The following is a 16,081-nucleotide window of genomic DNA, read 5'->3' on the forward strand; positions in this document are numbered from 1 at the left end:
CGGGGCGGTGGGAGCGGGGTCGCGCGGGCGCGCTCGGGGGGGGGGGAGAGCCGGTCGGTGGCGTGGCGGCTGGAGGAGACCGCGACGGCATCGAGCGGGTCTACCTCTCGCCCGAGCACGCCCGGGTGAACGCGATGGCCGCGCGCTGGATGACCGAGGCCGGCATGCGCACCTGGCAGGACGCGGCCGGCAACCAGTGCGGCCGCTACGAGGGCGCGACTCCGGGACTCCCGGCGCTCCTGCTCGGCTCGCACCTCGACACGGTGCCCGACGCGGGCCGCTACGACGGGATCCTCGGCGTGATGCTCGCGATCGCCGTGGTGTCGCGCCTGCACGGGGCGGGCCGGCGCCTGCCGTTCGCCGTCGAGGTCGTCGCGTTCGGCGACGAGGAGGGCACCCGCTTCGGCACAGCGCTCCTCGGCTCCCGCGCCCTCGCCGGCACCTGGGACGAGCACTGGTGGGAGCTCGAGGACGCCGACGGGACGACGCTCGTCGAGGCGTTCCACGAGTTCGGGCTGGACCCCTCGCGCATCCGCACCGCCGCGCGCGACGCGCAGGACGTTCTCGCCTACCTCGAGGCGCACATCGAGCAGGGCCCCTACCTGGAGGAGGCTGACTGCGCCCTCGCCGTGGTCTCCTCGATCGCGGGCGCCCGCCGCTTCGCACTCACCCTCACCGGCAAGGCCGGGCACGCGGGCGGAGTTCCGCTCGACCGCCGCCGCGACGCGCTCACCGGGGCGGCCGAGGCCGTGCTCGCGGTGGAGCGCATCGCGCGGGAGCAGGGCGTGATCGCCACGGTCGGCCGGCTCGAGACCTTCCCGGGCGCGGTCAACGTCATCCCCGGCCGGGTCGAGTTCAGCCTCGACCTCCGCGCCGAGACCGACGCCCAGCGCGACGCGGCGTGGGACGCCATCGAGCACGCGATGTCGGAGTCGGCGTCGCGCCGCCGTCTCGCGCTGACGGTGGAGGAGACCCACTCGGCCCCCGCGGTCGTCGCCTCCTCTCGGCTGCAGGACGTCGTGCGGGCGGGCATCCGCGCGACCGGGGACGCGGAGCCGATGGTGCTGTTCTCCAAGGCCGGCCACGACGCGATGGCGGTCGCCGACCTCGCCGAGTACGCGATGCTCTTCCTCCGCTGCGAGGGCGGCGTCAGCCACCACCCGGACGAGAACGTGACCGAGGCCGACGTCGCGACCGCGCTCGACGCGTTCGAGGCGGCCGTGCTGGCGCTCGCGGACGGGACGCCGACCGCGTGACCCCCGCCCCGGCCCCCTCGACGAGCATCGGTCACCGCATCGATGCCGGCTACGCCGCGCTGTCGCGGCAGGAGCAGCGGGCGGCCGACTTCATCCTCGACCACCTCGGCGACCTGGCCGTCTACACGGCGACCGAGCTCGCCCAGCACAGCGGAGTGTCCAAGGCCACGGTCTCGCGGCTGTTCCGCCGCCTGGGGTTCTCGAACTCGCAGGAGGTGCGCGAGCACGCCCGGGCGCTGCGGTCCTCCGGTGTGCCGGTCGGTCCCGCGCAGGGACAGGGGGATCCGCTCGCCGCGCACCTCGAGAGCGAGCGGGCGAACCTGGCCCGGCTGGCCGCCGCGTTCGGCGACGGGCGGCTGGAGGAGGCGGTGCGGCTGATCGCGGGAGCACGCGAGGTCGTCGTGATCGGACTGCGCAACAGCTACCCGGTGGCGCTGCACCTGCGCCAGCAGCTCGCGCAGGCGCGCGGACGCGTCCGGATCGCCCCGCAGCCCGGCCAGTCGCTCGGTGAGGAGCTCGAGGGGCTCGGAGCCGAGGACGTCGTGGTGCTGGTCGGCTTCCGCCGCCGCCCCGCCTCCTTCACGGCCCTGATCGGGACGCTCGCCGCGCGCGAGGTGCCCGTGGTGCTCCTCGCGGATCCGCCCGCCCGGCGCTACGCGGAGCACGCGGCGGTCTGGCTGGAGTGCCCGGTCGACAGCGGCACGGCGCTGGACAGCTACGCATCGGCGATGAGCGCGGTCGCGCTCGTGGCCTCCGGAGTGCTCGGGGCGTCGCCGAGGGAGTCGCGCGAGCGGATCGCCGGGATCAGCACGGCCTACGCGGAGCTCGCCGAGCTGGAGGACCGGCCGTGAGCGAGGCGGCGGAGCTGATCCGCGCGCACGCCAAGGACCCCGTCGGGCAGGCCGACCCGACTCCGGCCCTCGGCCGGGCCGAGCTGATCACCCCCACCTGCGGCGACCGGATCGAGCTGCGCGTCGACGGCGGCGCGGAGCAGGTGCGCCTCGCCTGGAGCGGGCGGGGGTGCGAGGTCTCGCGGGGATCCGCGTCGCTGCTCGCGGACGGTCTCGACGGGCTGCCGGCGTCGGACATGCGGGAGCGGATCGACGCGTTCCTCGCGGCGATGGCGCACCGGGAGGGTGCCCTCGCAGGCGAGGAGCAGGCGCTGCTCGCGGTGGCGGGCAACCCCGTCCGCTCCGTCTGCGCGACGCTGGCCTGGCGGGCGCTGGCCGCCGCCCTCGACGACGCGGGCCTGGCGTGAACCGCTCAGTCCGGCCCGTCGCGGTCGGCTCCCGACCACAGATCGCCGCACTCCACCCCGCGCGCGCCCCTCGCGCGGAGCAGGTCGCGCGCGCCGGAGTCGCCGTGCACGCCCTCGAGGAGCTCCGGCCAGTGGTCCCGTCCCAGCAGCACCGGATGACCGGGCCGACCGCGGAAGACCGCGCGGGCGAGCACGTCCGGCGCGACCGGCGCCTCCGCGAGCAGCCGGGCCCCCACGCTCGGCGGCTCCTCGGGCAGGTCGACCAGGGCGACCAGCGCGGCGACGCCCTCGGCCGCGGCGAGACCCGCGCGGAGCGACGCCGAGAGGCCGCTCTCCCACTCCGCCGCGACGACCACGTCCGCGGACGGCGGCACCAGGAGGCGCGCCCGTCCGGCCTCCGCGCCCAGGACCACGAGCACCCGCTCGCAGCCGACCGCACGGAGTCTCTCGACGGCCCGCTCGACCCAGGGCACTCCCGCCGCGTCGCGCCGCAGCGCCTTCGGGCCGCCCGCCCGGCGCCCCGTACCGGCCGCGAGCACCAGCCCGACGAGGTCCCGACTCCCGACCAGATCCATCCGACCATCGTGCCGCAGGCCGAGCCCCTGCTCCGCCGGACGAAGGAGACCGCATGACCGACACCCGATCCGAGACCGCCCGCGACGTGCTGCTCGCGTGCCTCGCCGTCCCGCGCTGGGCCGACGAGGTCGCCTCCGGCGCGCCCTACCCGTCGGCCGACGCGCTCGCCGACGCGGCCGAGCGGGCCGCGCGCACGCTCACCGAGGAGGAGGTGGAGGCGGCGCTGGCCGACCACCCGCGGATCGGGGAGCGGCACGCGGGTGCGGGGCGCTCCTCCGCGTTCTCGGCCGCGGAGCAGGCGGCGAGCCGCACGGGCGACGAGGAGCTGACCCGGCGGCTGCTGGCCGGCAACCGCGCCTACGAGAAGCGGTTCGGGCGCGTGTTCCTCCTCCGCGCGGCCGGCCGCGACCGGGCCGAGGTCGTCGCGGAGCTGGAGCGGAGACTCGGGCTCGACGACGAGACGGAGGCCCGCATCGTCGCGGAGCAGCTGCGGGAGATCACGGTGCTGCGGGTCCGCGGCCTCGACGACGGGCGCCTCGTCCGGGCGGAGGCCGCACGATGAGCGGGCACGCCAGCCACGTCACCACCCACGTGCTCGACGCCGTCCGCGGCCGCCCCGCGCGCGGGGTCCCGGTAGCTCTCGACGCCCGCGTCGGCTCCGGCTGGGAGCGCCTCGCCGAGGCCCGCACCGACGACGACGGCCGCGTGGCGGCCTTCGGGCCGGAGCGCCTGGCCGCCGGGGTGCACCGGGTCGTCTTCGACACCGGCGCCTGGTTCGCCGCCTCGGGCACCGAGTCGTTCTACCCCGAGGTCGTCGTCGCCTTCCGCCTCGACGACGAGGAGGCGCACTTCCACATCCCGCTCCTGCTCAGCCCCTTCGCCTACTCGACCTACCGGGGCAGCTGATGCAGCTGCAGGACGTCCTCGACGCGCCGCAGCTGCGGCTGCGCGTGCTGGTCGCCGGCGACGGAGCGCTCGCGCGGCCGGTCGACGGCATCTTCACGACCGATCTCCTCGACCCGCGCCGCTACATCTCGCGCGACCAGCTGGTGCTGACCGGTCTGGTCTGGCGTCGGGACGCCCAGGACAGCGCGGCCTTCGTCGCCGCGGTCGCGGACTCGGGTGCCAGCGCTCTGCTCGCCGGCGAGGGGCTGCTGGGCTTCGTGCCGGACGACCTCGTCGTCGCCTGCCGCGAGCACGACGTCCCGCTGATCGCCGTGCCGGCCGATGTGTCGTTCGGCGCGATCACGGCGCACCTGTCGAACGCTCTCGCCGGCGACCGCGTGGCCCGGCTGACGGCCGCCCTCGCCCGCCAGCGGGAGCTGCTGACCGAGGTCTACCGGGGGCAGCAGCTCGACGAGCTCGTCACGCGCACCTCGCGCGAGCTCGGACTCCCCGTGTCGGTGCTGACCGCGACCGGCCGGACCGCGGCCTCCGCCTCGCCCCTGGGGCTGGGGGAGATCGAGCGGGTCGTGCACGCGGCGCTCACGGCCCGGCGCAGCCCGGTCGTGGTCGCGGACGCCCGCGGCGGCGCCCTGTCGGTCCTCACCGTCGCAGGCGCGGGCGAGCACCGCGCCACCTCCTGGCTGGTCGTCGTCGGGGGCGACTGGAACGACTGGCCCGCCGCAGTACTCGACGCCGTGACGGAGCTCGCCGGAGTCGTGGGGGTCTACCGGCTGCAGCGGGAGGCGGCGCTCTCGGCCGACTCCGCTCTCGCCGACCGCCTGCTCGAGCTCGTGGAGGAGGACAGCGAGCAGCCCGAGGCCGCGGTGTACCTGCGGCAGCTCGGACTCGGCGGCGCCGGGCGGTGCGCCGTGGTCGCCGCCGAGTTCGAGGGCGACGCGCCCCCGGACCTGGCGCGCCGTGTCCTGGTCGACGCCGCCGCGCACCTGGGCCGCGCCGTGGTCGGACGCGACGCCCAGGGCTGCGCGGTGGCGGTGCTGCCCACCGAGGCGACCGATGCGATCCCCACCGGCGCGGATCCGCTCGCCGTCGTCACCTCGGCGCTGCGACGAGCGGGAGCCGCGTGGCCGGGCGCCGTGCTGCGCGTCGGGACGAGCGCCGCGACTCCGCTGCCCGCGCTCGGCGGCGCCCTCCGCTCGGCACGCTACGGGATGCTGCTGCCGGGCTCTCCGGGCGACGACGCTCCGGTGCGGGTCAGCGACTCCGGGGAGGTCACCTCCGCCGTGCAGCTGCTGAGCGCGGTCCCCGACCACCTGCGCTCGGTGTTCGTCGAGCTGGTGCTCGGGCGGCTCGTCGAGCACGACGCGCGCTACGGCTCGCAGCTGGTCGCCACGCTCGCGGCGTTCCTCGACTGCGGCGGCTCGTGGGTGCGCACGGCGGAGCAGACGCACCTGCACCTGAACACGGTGCGGTACCGCATCGCGAGGGTGGAGGAGCTGACGCAGCGCGACCTGTCGGACACCGCGGACCGCGCCGACCTGTTCCTGGCGCTGCGCCTGCGCTGACGGCCGGGTGCGCGCGGTCCGCACCGCGCTTCCCGGGCCGGCCCCGTCACTCCGGAGCCACGATCCGCCTGCCCCGGACGTGCACCGCGGCGATCGCCGGCTCGCGCAGGGTCATCAGCAGGGCGAAGAGCAGCTGGGCCGTCGCCTCCTCCTCGTCGTCCGCGCGGATCCCGTGGGCGAGGACGTCGGCGAGCGGCTCCCACCGGTCGGGCTCGATGCGGAGGAAGTCCGCGTCCTTCCCGGGGTCGAGGCTGCCGAACCGGTCCTCCTGGTCGAGCGCCCGTGCGCCGGCGAGCGTCGCCGTGAACAGGAGCTCGGCCGGATGCAGGGCGACGGCCGCGTCGCCGGGCTCCGAGAGGTGCACCTTGAAGGCGTCGTTCGCCACTCGCGCCAGCAGCCACTCGTCGCCCGCGCCCACGTCCGAACCGAGGGCGACGGTGACCCCCGAGGCGACGGTCCGGCGCCAGGGCATGGTGCCGGAGCCGAGGAACTGCTGCGAGGTCGGGCAGTGGGCGATCGAGGTGCCGGTCTCCTCCATCCGGTGCAGCTCCGCGTCCTGGCAGTGCACGGCGTGAGCGAGGATCGTGCGCGGCCCGAGGAGGGAGGAGCCGCCGCGCGCGGAGCCGGGCAGGAAGAGCCCGTCGTAGGTGTCGAGGTAGCTGCGGGTGCCGTACGAGCCGAGCACGGCGGCGATCTCGCCGTCGCCGGGCCGGTCGTTCTCGTTGAGGTGGCTGTGCACGTAGACGCCGCGTCCGCGGACGTCGTCGTAGAGTTCGCCGAGCGCTCCGAGGGTCCGGGGAGTGACGGACAGCGAGAACCGCGGGACGAGCGCGACCTGCAGGAGCGGGTCCCTCCCGTGCCAGCGGTCGATCTCCTCCGACGCGAGCGTCAGCGCCTCCTCCTCGGAGGTGATCAGGGGAGCCGCCGAGACCGGGCCCGTGGTCTGGATGCCGCGCCCCGACACGATCCGCAGCCCCGCCTCGCGGGTGCGCTCGAAGAGGGCGTCCTGCGCGGCCGGGAACGCGGAGCCGAAGACCATCGCGGCGGTCGTGCCCGCGGCCACCCGCCGCCGGGTGAAGGCGCGCGCGACGACGTCGGCGAACTCCGGGTCGGCGAGCCGCGCCTCCGCCGGGAACACCGTCCGGTCGAGCCACTCGAGCAGCTGGCCGCCGCCGAAGCCGTCGGTCGAGAACGTCTGGGGGAAGTGCACGTGCGCGTCGACGAAGCCGGGCAGCAGGATCGACGCGGCGTCGCCGGAGACCGGCAGGAGAGCGAAGCGGTCCGGCAGCTCGCGGTACGGACCGACCCAGGCGATCGTGCCGTCCTCGTCCACGGCGAGAGCGCCGTCCGGGATCGACACCAGCGACTCCCGCGCGGTCGCGAGCGTCGCACCCCCGGCGACGTGCAGCACGTGCCCCCGGTGGACGCCCCCGGCGCCGGTCACACCAAGCCCGTGTAGGCGGTCCAGGCGGATCCCGCGGGCGGCGCGTCGTCGCGGGTGACGCTCGCCTGGATCAGCCCGTAGGGACGGTCGGCGGCGTGGAAGACCTCGTTGTCGTTCTCGACGCCGAAGGGCGAGAGGTCGTAGACGAAGTGGTGCTTGTTCGGCGCGGAGAGACGGATCTCGACGATCTGCGGGTACTCCTCCAGGACCGCCTTCCCCATCTCGAAGAGCGTCTGCTGGAGGGCGAGGGAGTGCACGGTCGCGAAGCGGCTCGTCATGAGCGCCTTGACGCCCGCGTAGACCGCCTCCCAGTCCATCGCCGCGATCTCGTCCTCGCTCAGGGCGAAGCGCCACTTCGCGACCAGCGAGGTCGCCATCACCCGGTCGTTCGTCGGCTGCAGGACCGTGTACGGGTCGGTGAGGAAGCCGTGGAACTCGCTCCCCGTGGACTTCAGGATCGTGAGGTCCTTGAAGCCGCCGGTGATCCAGATCCGCTGCTCGTCGCCCGAGCCCTCGACCGTGACCGACGCGATCCGCGTCTCCTGGCACTTCCGGACCCAGGTGTGGTCGTGCTCGCGCCCGTCCACCAGCACGCGCTCCCAGGCGAACTCCTCGATCTCGATGCGGGCGCCGTGGACGGGCTCGTAGCCGTCGACGAAGTGGCGGGCCAGCTCGAGGCCGTAGGGCTCGATCGAGCGCAGGCCCTTCTCCTTGGCGAAGGCGTACGCCGTCTGCTTCTGCGTGTCCGTGGGCAGGACGGCCGACTGGTCGCCCTCTCGGTGCGCGGCCTCGAAGTCGCCGCGGAGGGCCGTGGAGACGTTGACGTCGTGGATCTCGTGCCGCGGGGTCTCGCGGTAGATCCGCACGACGCGGTTCTCGGCCTTCCCGTACTGGTGGTCCCCGAGGATGATCGACATGTCCGCTCCTGTCCGTTCCGTGCGGCCGGGCCCGGTCACGCGGTGGTGCCCGTCCTGCTCGCGGCTCCTGCGAGCCCGTCTGCCAGCCTCGCGCCTGCCGGGGGCTCCGCGCACCGGCGGAGCATCCCGAGGAGCCGCCGCCGGAACGCCGAGTCTTGTGCGATCCGCCCGCTCCGCGGCTCCGACCCGCCTCCGTTCACACACTCGAAACCTGCCGATGACACGGCGGCGCTCGGCGTGAGCGGGGGAGCTCCCCGAGGTGTCGTCAGGGAGGCGGGGCATCGGCGGGTCGAGGTCAGGGGCGGCTGAGGAGGCGCCCGGCGGGCGGGACCGTCTCGGCGGTGACGCGTCGGCCGCCCACCCAGGTGGCGGCGACGGCGCCGCGGAGGACGCGGCCCTCGTAGGCCGAGACGGGGTTCCGGTGCGAGAGGGCGTCGACGTCCACGCGCCACTGCGCCTCCGGGTCGAACGCGACCAGGTCGGCGTCGGACCCCGCGTGCAGCAGGCCCTTCTGGCCGAGCCCGGCGAACGCGGCGGTCGCCGTGGACATCCAGGCGACGACCTGCTCGAGCGGGATGCCCCGCTCGCGGGCCCCGGTCCAGACCGCGCGGAAGCTCAGCTCGAGTCCCGAGATCCCGCCCCAGGCGACGCCGAAGTCGCCGCCGGCGGGGAGCTTCAGCTCGGCGGTGGCGGGGGAGTGGTCCGAGGCGATGATGTCGATCGATCCGTCGAGCAGCCCCTTCCAGAGCTGCTCGCGATTGCGCTCGTCGCGGATCGGCGGGCAGCACTTGAACTGCGTGCCGCCGTCGGGGATCGAGCCGGCGTCGAAGGTGAGGTAGTGCGGGCAGGTCTCGGCGGAGATCGGCAGCCCCTCGGCCTTCGCCTCGCGCAGGAGCGGCAGCGCGTCGGCGGAGGAGAGGTGCAGGATGTGCGCGCGGCAGCCGGTCTCGCGGACGGCCTCGATCACGTGCAGGATCGCGCTGCGCTCGGAGGCGGGCGGGCGGGAGTCGACGAACGCGCCGTAGGAGGCGCCGGGCTCCAGCGCGCTCGCCTCCAGCTCGGCCGGGTCCTCGGCGTGCACGATCAGCAGTCCGTCGAAGGCGGCGATCTCGCGCATCGCCTCGACGAGCTGCTCCCGGCTCAGGTGCGGGAACTCGTCCACGCCGCTCGGCGAGAGGAAGCACTTGAAGCCGAAGACGCCCGCGTCGTGGAGCTCGCGCAGCGTGCCGAGGTTCGAGGGGATCGCCCCGCCCCAGAAGCCGACGTCCACCTGCGCCTGCGGCCCGGCGGCCGCGCGCTTGGCCTCGAGCCCCGCCACCGTGGTGGTCGGCGGGATCGAGTTCAGCGGCATGTCGATGATCGTGGTGACGCCCCCGGCGGCGGCCGCGCGGGTGGCGGAGGCGAAGCCCTCCCACTCCGTGCGGCCCGGCTCGTTGACGTGCACGTGGGTGTCGACGATCCCCGGGATCAGGACCTGGCCCTCGGGGAGGACGATCTCCTCCGTGGTCCGCCAGGGGGCGTCCCGCTCGCCGACCGCGACGATCAGGCCCTCGGCGATCGCGATGCTGGCCGGACGCCGGCCGTTCTCGGTCAGCACGTCGGAGGCGCGGATCACGAGGTCGAGGAAGGGAGCGTCGTCAGGCATGGATCGACCCTATACTCGGCATGTTTCCTGCGTGTGAGCGCCCGTCGGCGGCTCCGCCCGGCCTCCCCGCAGCCCCGGCGCCGTCGCCTCCCGTCCGAGAAGAGGAGGCCGTCGTGCTCGACATCGCCGACCCCCTGCTCGAGCGCGTCGAGGCGGGCGGGAGCGTCGCGGTCGTCACGGTCACGCACGTCTTCGGCTCGGCTCCCCGCGCTCTCGGGTCCTCAATGGCGGTGGACGCGGAGGGGCGCGCGATCGGCTCGATCTCCGGCGGCTGCGTCGAGGCGCAGGGGTACGCGCTGGCCCAGGAGGTGCTCGGCACCTCGGGCAGCGCGTCCGAGCACTTCGGCTTCGACGACGAGGCGGCCTTCGCCGCGGGCCTGTCCTGCGGGGGGCAGCTGCGCGTGTTCGGCCAGGTCGTCGACTCCGGCTCCACCGCGGTCCTCGCCGAGCTGCGCGCCGCCCGCGCCGGCCGCTCGGCCGCGCTGGCGATCGTCGTCGGCGGCCCGGAGGAGCTGATCGGCCTCGTCCTCACCGGAGCGACGCGCCTCCAGGACGTCGTCGGCCCGCACCTGGACGAGGACACCGCCCGCCGCATCCTCGCCGAGCGCGAGGCGCGCCTGGCCTCCGGCCGCTCGGCCACGGTCGAGACCGCCTGCCGGAGCGCCGAGCTCGAGATCGCCTACATCGTGCACGCCGAGCGGCCGCGCCTGCTGATCTACGGCGCCGTCGACTTCTCCGCCGCGCTCTGCTCCGCAGGCGCCCTGCTCGGCTACCGCGTGACCGTCTGCGACGCGCGTCCGGTGTTCGCGACCGCCGAGCGCTTCTCCGGCGCCGACGAGGTCGTGGTCGAGTGGCCGTCCGACCACCTCGCCCGCGCCGAGGTCGACTCGCGCACCGTGATCGCGGTGCTCACGCACGACGAGAAGTTCGACATCCCGCTGCTCGAGACCGCGCTCGCGCTCCCGGTCGCCTACGTCGGCGCGATGGGGTCGCGGCGCACCCATGAGCGGCGGCTGCGGCTGCTGCGCGAGGCGGGAGTGACGGAGGAGGCGCTCGCCCGCCTGCACTCGCCGATCGGCCTGGACATCGGCGCGTCGACGCCGGAGGAGACGGCCGTGTCGATCCTCGCGGAGGTCCTCGCCGCGCGCACGGGGACGTCCGGGGAGCCGCTCGCGGGGCGCTCGGGCCCGATCCACGCGGCGCGCTGAGCCGCACGTCCTCCCTCGATGGCGCGCCGTCGTGATCGCGCCGGCCTGCTCGCACTCCGGCGGGAAACGGCCGCGAAACACCGCGCTGCCATGCTCGGGGCATGCAGCGCCACGTCCTCACCGGAGCCCACGTCGCCACCGTCGACGCGCACGGGACCGAGCACCCCGTCGGCCACGTCGTCGTCGACGACTCCCGCATCGTCGCCGTCGGAGCCGGCGACCCTCCGGCGTGGGCCCTCGACGGACGGTCCCCGACGGGCCTGCCGGCGCAGGAGGCGATCGCGCTCACGCGGGTCGACGGCCGCGGCCACCTGCTCACTCCCGGGCTCGTCAACACGCACCACCACCTCTACCAGTGGCTCACCCGCGGCTGGGCGCAGGACTCGATCCTTTTCGACTGGCTCGTCGCGCTCTACCCCGCCTGGTCCCGCATCGACGCCGACCTGACCCGCTCCGCCGCCCTCGGCGCGATGGGCGTCCTCGCCCGGTCCGGCTGCAGCACCGTCGCCGACCACCACTACGTCTTCCCGCGGGGCTCCGGCGACATCGTCGGCGGCATCGTCGACGCGGCCGGCACCCTCGGCCTCCGGCTGCACGCGACCCGCGGGTCGATGGACCTCGGCGAGTCCCGGGGCGGCCTCCCGCCGGACTTCGCCGTCGAGACCACGGCGGCCGCGCTCCAGGCCAGCGGAGAGGCGGTCCAGCGGTACCACGACGCCTCCGCCGACGCGATGGTGCGGGTCGCGATCGCCCCGTGCTCGCCCTTCTCGGTGACCACCGACCTGCTGCGCGAGTCGGCCGTCCTCGCCCGTCAGCTCGGGGTCCGGCTGCACACCCACGGCTCCGAGACCGTGGAGGAGGACGCCTACACGCGGGAGGCGTTCGGCCTCTCGCCCACCGACCACCTGGAGTCGCTCGGCTGGCTCGGCGACGACGTCTGGATGGCGCACTGCGTCCACCTCGACGCCGACGCGATCGCGAAGTTCGCGGCCACGGGCACCGGAGTCGCGCACTGCCCGTCCTCGAACGGCCGGCTCGCGGCGGGCATCGCGCCGATCCCGCAGCTGCTGGCTGCGGGAGCCCCGGTCGGCCTCGGCGTGGACGGCGCGGCGTCGAACGAGTCCGGGCAGCTCGGCTCCGAGATCCGCGCCGCGGTGCTGATGAACCGCCTGCGCGCCGGCGCCGACCGGATGAGCGCCCGGCAGGCGCTCTCGGTCGCCACCATCGGCGGGGCCCGGGTGCTCGGCCGGCAGGACGAGATCGGCTCGATCGAGGTCGGCAAGCTCGCCGACCTCGCGCTCTGGCGGATCGACGGGATCGAGCACGCGGGCATCGCGGACCCGGTCGCGGCCCTCGCGCTCGGGGCGCAGCCCCCGCTGAGCCTGCTCCTGGTGCAGGGTCGCCCGACGGTGCGGGAGGGACGGCTGGTGAACGCGGACGAGGACGCGATCGCCCGCGAGGTCGCCCGGGCGAGCACGGAGCTGGCGTCGCGCGTCTGAGCTGCGGCCGCCGATCGGCGCTCAGCTCGTCGTCGTTCAACCGGGCGGCGCCTCCGCCTCGACGGACGCGACCGGGGCGGCGTCCGGGTGCAGGAGCCGCCAGATCCGGTCGCGGGAGAGCGGCAGCTCGGTCGGCCGCACGCCGATCGCGTCGCGGACGGCGTTGGCGAGTGCGGGGGCGACCGGGTTGTATGGCGCCTCGCTCATCGACTTCGCGCCGAACGGCCCGAGCTCGTCGGCGGTGTCCGCGAAGAGCACCTCGGTCTCGGGCACGTCCGCCATCTGCGGGATGTGGTAGTTCCGGAGGATCGCCGTGGTCACGGTGCCCTCGCCGTCGAGGATCACCTCCTCGTACAGCGCCGAGCCGATCGCCTGCGCCACTCCACCCTCGACCTGCCCGCGGCACTGCGCCGGGTTGATCACGAAGCCGGCGTCGGCCGCCTGGACCGACTGCAGGATCCGCACCTCGCCCGTCGGCTCGTGCACCGCGACGCGGAAGCCCTGGACGTTGAACGCGAGCGAGCGCTGAGCGCCGTCCTCGCTCCCGGTCGCGGTGACCGGTCCGCCGGCCGCACGGACCAGATCGGCGAACGCGACCCGGGTGCCGTCCGGAGCGAGCAGGCCCTCGTCGTCGGGCTCGAAGGTCTCGTCGTGCCCGGTCAGCCGCTTGGCGAGCGCCTGCAGCTCGGCGAGGAGGCGCGTCGCGGCCGAGTGGACGGCCTTGCCCGCGACCACCGTGCCGGCGCTGCCGAACGCTCCGGTGTCGTAGCGGGCCGCGTCCGTGTCGGACTGGCGGATCCGCACCCGGTCGGCCGAGGCGCGGAAGGCGCTCGCGACCAGCTGCGTGTGCACGGTGGTCGTCCCGTTGCCGAACTCGGCCGTGCCGACGCCGATGGTCAGCACTCCCTCGGCGTCGACGGTGACGGTCGCCTCCGAGAAGTGGCCCCGCGGTGGGATGGTGGCGATCATCGCCAGTGCCGTGCCCTGCCCTGTCCGCCACCCCGGTCCGTCGGGGGCGGGGGAGCCGCCGCCGCCGGCCAGTGCCGCCTCGGTGAGGTCGAGGCACTGGTCGAGCCCGTAGGAGGCGAAGCCGATGTCGTCGCCCTCGACGTGCGTGACCACCAGCGGCTCGCCCGGGCGCACCGCGTTGATCCGCCGCAGCTCGAACGGGTCGATCCCGAGCTCGCGGGCGAGATCGTCCATCGCCGACTCGATGCCGAAGATCACCTGCCCGAGGCCGTAGCCGCGGAACGCCCCCGAGGGGAGGTTGTTCGTGTAGACGGCCTGCGCGTCGACGCGCTTGCTGGGCGCGCTGTAGACGGCGACCGACTCAGAGGTGCCGTGGAACATCACGCCGGGTCCGTGGTTGCCGTAGGCGCCGGTGTCCGAGAGCACGTCCACGGCGAGGGCGGTCAGCCGTCCGTCGCGCCGGGCGCCGAGCGTGACGCCGACCCGCATCGGGTGTCGGCAGGGGGCCATCGTGAACTCGTCGCTCCGGGTGAACTCGAACTGCACGGGCCGGCCGGTGGCGAGCACGGCGAGGGCGACGACGTCCTCCGTCAGGATCTCCTGCTTGCCGCCGAAGCCGCCGCCCACCCGTGCCGTGAAGACGCGGACGGTCGACGGATCGCGGTCGAACAGGCGCGCGATCTCGTCGCGCACGAGGAAGGGCACCTGCGTCGAGGTCCGCAGCACCAGCTCTCCGCCCTCGAGCCAGCCGATGGTGCCGTGGGTCTCGAGCGCCGTGTGCGCGACCCGGGAGGTCGAGTACCGGCCCTCGACGACCACGTCGGCCTCCGCGAGTCCGGCGGCCACGTCCCCGTACTCTCCGTGGAGCTCCGCGACGACGTTCGCCTCCGGCCGGGCGATGCGCGAGGCGATCGGATCCTTGTCGGCGTGCAGGAGCGGCGCGCCGGGGGAGCGCGCCTCCTCCGGGTCGAAGACGGCGGGCAGCACCTCGTAGTCGACCTCGACGGCGCGGCAGGCCGCCTCCGCCTCGGCCACCGACTCCGCGACCACCACGGCCACGCGCTGCCCGCGGAACCGGACGACGGTGTCGAGCATGCGGGTGTCGTCCGGGTCGTCGAGCCGGGACTCGTGGCGGGCGGTGGAGTAGAGGACGTCCGGGACGTCCTCGGCGGTGAGGACCGCGACGACGCCCCGCATCGCGCGGGCGGCGGTCGTATCGATCGAGCGGATGCGCGCGTGGGCGTGCGGGCTCTGGACGACCTTCAGGTGCAGCAGGCCGGGGACGGCGACGTCGAGGGTGAACGGCTCGCGGCCCTGGACGATCCGCCGGCCGGCGGGCGCGCCGAGCGAGCGGCCGACCCGGGACTCCTCGGCCGACGGGCGACCGGTGCGGCGGACGGGGGTGAGACCCGACGGCGGGGCCGCGTGCCGTCCGCGGACCGGGGCCTCCGTGCGATCCGCTCCGGACGGCTCGGCCGCGTGCGCGCCGTGCCCGGACGCGCAGGCGCCCGTCACGGCCCCGCGGATGGGGCGGTAGCCCGTGCACCGGCAGAGGTTGCCCTTCATCAGCCGCGGCACGTCCTCGGCGCGGACTCCGTCGAGCGCCGTGGCCGTGACCACCATGCCGGCCGTGCAGAAGCCGCACTGGAACGCGCCGGCCTCGACGAACGCCTCCTGCACCGCGCTCGGCTCCTCGGGCGTGCCGAGGCCGGCCGCGGTCGTCACCTCGCGGCCCTCGACGCGGTGGGCGGGGTAGAGGCAGGAGTGGAACGGCGTCCCGTCGACGAGGACGGAGCAGGCGCCGCAGTCGCCGGCGTCGCACCCCTTCTTCACCTCGAAGTGCTCGTGGTCGCGGAGGAGGGTGCGCAGCACCTGGCCGGGGCGGGGGGAGGCGTCGACCGGCTCCCCGTTGACGGTGAACCTCATCGGGCGCCTCCGGCCAGCTCGGTGCGGATCTCCTCGGCGAGCACGCGGACGACGGCGTGGCGCCAGTCGGCGGCTCCGTGCGGGTCGGTGAACCAGGTCGCGACGCCGTCGACGGCCGCGGCGAGCTCGGCCGAGGAGGGAACGGCGGCGAAGCGGAGCCGCTCCGGCCGGACGGTCGCCGCGGTGATCGTGAGCACGAACGCGCCGTCGGTGTCGAGGCGGCCGATGACGACGGCGCCGGAGCGTCCGAGAGGGGAGAGCGCCGTCTTGCGGAACGCGGTGCGCGCCCGGAGGGAGGAGAGCGGGAACTCGATCGAGCGGATGACGTCGTCCTGGGCCAGGGAAGTGGTCATGTTGCCGGTCACGAGCTCGGCGACCGGCACGGCGACGTCCGAGCCGTCGGCCCGCCAGACGAGGGCGGTGGCGTCGAGCGCGGCGGCGAGGCTGATCATCGGTCCGGCGGGCAGGGCGTTGGCGATGTTGCCGCCGACAGTGGCGACGTTCCAGATCTTGAAGGAGCCCAGCAGTGCCGTGCAGCACTGGAAGAAGAGCGGATGGGCGGTGTCGCCCGCGTCGGGCATCGCGGCGAGCTCGCTGAGCGTGCAGGTCGCCGCGATCGAGAGCCCGGCGTCCGTGCGCACGATCGGCTCCCACGCGAATCCCTGCAGGTCGAGGAGCTCGTCGAGGTGGTCGTGGGGGAGGGAGAACACCCAGGAGCCGCCTCCGATGACCGCTGAGCGCGGCCCGCGGCCCGCCAGCTCGGAGCGCTCGCGCACCACCCGGACGCGCTGGATCGTGTTCAGGTCCATGCCGCGCCTCCGTCCCGCGCCCGTCGGGCGTCTCCCCCCAGTGAACCCCACCCGTGTGACGCCCGACGGGCGCGGGACGGAGGCGCGGCATGGACCTGAACACGAT

Annotated in this window: 14 protein-coding genes; 8 read left to right on the forward strand and 6 right to left on the reverse strand. The window is 75.1% G+C overall.

Annotated features, from left to right (window positions below):
* Window positions 1-62 precede the first annotated feature (62 nt).
* The 3 genes from C5C25_RS15890 to C5C25_RS15900 are packed head-to-tail and all read left to right on the forward strand — an operon-like array spanning window position 63 to window position 2,514.
* The gene (locus C5C25_RS15890) at window positions 63-1,256 is read left to right on the forward strand and encodes an allantoate amidohydrolase (protein ID WP_104251155.1); all 1,194 of its coding nucleotides are present in this window, start codon (window positions 63-65) and stop codon (window positions 1,254-1,256) included.
* On the forward strand, window positions 1,253-2,107 hold the full coding sequence (locus C5C25_RS15895; RefSeq protein ID WP_219812337.1) for a MurR/RpiR family transcriptional regulator: 855 nt from the start codon (window positions 1,253-1,255) through the stop codon (window positions 2,105-2,107). Before C5C25_RS15890 ends, C5C25_RS15895 begins: the two co-directional genes overlap by 4 nt.
* Window positions 2,104-2,514, forward strand: coding sequence for an iron-sulfur cluster assembly scaffold protein (locus C5C25_RS15900; RefSeq protein WP_104223491.1), 411 nt, complete (start codon window positions 2,104-2,106; stop codon window positions 2,512-2,514). Before C5C25_RS15895 ends, C5C25_RS15900 begins: the two co-directional genes overlap by 4 nt.
* A gap of 5 nt (window positions 2,515-2,519) precedes the next feature.
* On the opposite strand, the gene C5C25_RS15905 is transcribed toward C5C25_RS15900, so the two are convergent.
* Complete coding sequence (locus tag C5C25_RS15905; protein WP_104251156.1) at window positions 2,520-3,089, reverse strand: NTP transferase domain-containing protein; 570 nt, start codon at window positions 3,087-3,089, stop codon at window positions 2,520-2,522.
* 53 nt (window positions 3,090-3,142) lie between these two features.
* Here C5C25_RS15905 and uraD point away from each other — a divergent pair, with 53 nt between their 5' ends.
* The 3 genes from uraD to C5C25_RS15920 are packed head-to-tail and all read left to right on the forward strand — an operon-like array spanning window position 3,143 to window position 5,558.
* A complete protein-coding gene (uraD, locus tag C5C25_RS15910; protein ID WP_104251157.1) occupies window positions 3,143-3,652 on the forward strand; it encodes a 2-oxo-4-hydroxy-4-carboxy-5-ureidoimidazoline decarboxylase in 510 nt (169 codons plus the stop codon).
* A complete protein-coding gene (gene uraH / locus C5C25_RS15915; RefSeq protein ID WP_104251158.1) occupies window positions 3,649-3,996 on the forward strand; it encodes a hydroxyisourate hydrolase in 348 nt (115 codons plus the stop codon). The genes uraD and uraH overlap by 4 nt, the downstream gene beginning before the upstream one ends.
* On the forward strand, window positions 3,996-5,558 hold the full coding sequence (locus C5C25_RS15920) for a PucR family transcriptional regulator (protein WP_104226647.1): 1,563 nt from the start codon (window positions 3,996-3,998) through the stop codon (window positions 5,556-5,558). The genes uraH and C5C25_RS15920 overlap by 1 nt, the downstream gene beginning before the upstream one ends.
* Before the next feature lie 46 nt (window positions 5,559-5,604).
* Here the strand turns inward: C5C25_RS15920 and C5C25_RS15925 are convergent, their stop codons facing one another.
* The 3 genes from C5C25_RS15925 to allB form a co-directional block, all read right to left on the reverse strand.
* The gene (locus C5C25_RS15925) at window positions 5,605-7,002 is read right to left on the reverse strand and encodes an amidohydrolase family protein (protein ID WP_104251159.1); all 1,398 of its coding nucleotides are present in this window, start codon (window positions 7,000-7,002) and stop codon (window positions 5,605-5,607) included.
* A complete protein-coding gene (gene pucL / locus C5C25_RS15930; protein WP_104251160.1) occupies window positions 6,999-7,919 on the reverse strand; it encodes a factor-independent urate hydroxylase in 921 nt (306 codons plus the stop codon). Before pucL ends, C5C25_RS15925 begins: the two co-directional genes overlap by 4 nt.
* Before the next feature lie 295 nt (window positions 7,920-8,214).
* Window positions 8,215-9,564, reverse strand: coding sequence for an allantoinase AllB (allB, locus tag C5C25_RS15935; protein WP_104251161.1), 1,350 nt, complete (start codon window positions 9,562-9,564; stop codon window positions 8,215-8,217).
* Between the two features lie 113 nt (window positions 9,565-9,677).
* Here allB and C5C25_RS15940 point away from each other — a divergent pair, with 113 nt between their 5' ends.
* Complete coding sequence (locus tag C5C25_RS15940; RefSeq protein ID WP_104251162.1) at window positions 9,678-10,772, forward strand: XdhC family protein; 1,095 nt, start codon at window positions 9,678-9,680, stop codon at window positions 10,770-10,772.
* A 101-nt stretch (window positions 10,773-10,873) separates the two neighbouring features.
* Window positions 10,874-12,271: an 8-oxoguanine deaminase gene (locus C5C25_RS15945; RefSeq protein WP_104248247.1), complete on the forward strand. Its 1,398-nt coding sequence runs from the start codon at window positions 10,874-10,876 to the stop codon at window positions 12,269-12,271.
* A 36-nt stretch (window positions 12,272-12,307) separates the two neighbouring features.
* Here the strand turns inward: C5C25_RS15945 and C5C25_RS15950 are convergent, their stop codons facing one another.
* Together C5C25_RS15950 and C5C25_RS15955 are read right to left on the reverse strand one after the other, a co-directional pair.
* On the reverse strand, window positions 12,308-15,166 hold the full coding sequence (locus C5C25_RS15950; RefSeq protein WP_104251163.1) for a molybdopterin cofactor-binding domain-containing protein: 2,859 nt from the start codon (window positions 15,164-15,166) through the stop codon (window positions 12,308-12,310).
* On the reverse strand, window positions 15,163-15,975 hold the full coding sequence (locus C5C25_RS15955) for an FAD binding domain-containing protein (RefSeq protein ID WP_104251164.1): 813 nt from the start codon (window positions 15,973-15,975) through the stop codon (window positions 15,163-15,165). The genes C5C25_RS15950 and C5C25_RS15955 overlap by 4 nt, the downstream gene beginning before the upstream one ends.
* Between the last annotated feature and the right edge of the window lie 106 nt (window positions 15,976-16,081).

The organism is Rathayibacter sp. AY2B9 (genome assembly GCF_002931595.1).
GTDB lineage: Bacteria > Actinomycetota > Actinomycetes > Actinomycetales > Microbacteriaceae > Rathayibacter.

What these genes read in the sequence shown, in the direction of transcription:
- C5C25_RS15905 (WP_104251156.1), bottom strand. Translation starts at nt 3,089, where the DNA reads ATGGATCTGGTCGGGAGTCGGGACCTCGTCGGGCTGGTGCTCGCGGCC.
- uraD (WP_104251157.1), top strand. Translation starts at nt 3,143, where the DNA reads ATGACCGACACCCGATCCGAGACCGCCCGCGACGTGCTGCTCGCGTGC.
- uraH (WP_104251158.1), top strand. Translation starts at nt 3,649, where the DNA reads ATGAGCGGGCACGCCAGCCACGTCACCACCCACGTGCTCGACGCCGTC.
- C5C25_RS15920 (WP_104226647.1), top strand. Translation starts at nt 3,996, where the DNA reads ATGCAGCTGCAGGACGTCCTCGACGCGCCGCAGCTGCGGCTGCGCGTG.
- pucL (WP_104251160.1), bottom strand. Translation starts at nt 7,919, where the DNA reads ATGTCGATCATCCTCGGGGACCACCAGTACGGGAAGGCCGAGAACCGC.
- allB (WP_104251161.1), bottom strand. Translation starts at nt 9,564, where the DNA reads ATGCCTGACGACGCTCCCTTCCTCGACCTCGTGATCCGCGCCTCCGAC.
- C5C25_RS15945 (WP_104248247.1), top strand. Translation starts at nt 10,874, where the DNA reads ATGCAGCGCCACGTCCTCACCGGAGCCCACGTCGCCACCGTCGACGCG.
- C5C25_RS15950 (WP_104251163.1), bottom strand. Translation starts at nt 15,166, where the DNA reads ATGAGGTTCACCGTCAACGGGGAGCCGGTCGACGCCTCCCCCCGCCCC.
- C5C25_RS15955 (WP_104251164.1), bottom strand. Translation starts at nt 15,975, where the DNA reads ATGGACCTGAACACGATCCAGCGCGTCCGGGTGGTGCGCGAGCGCTCC.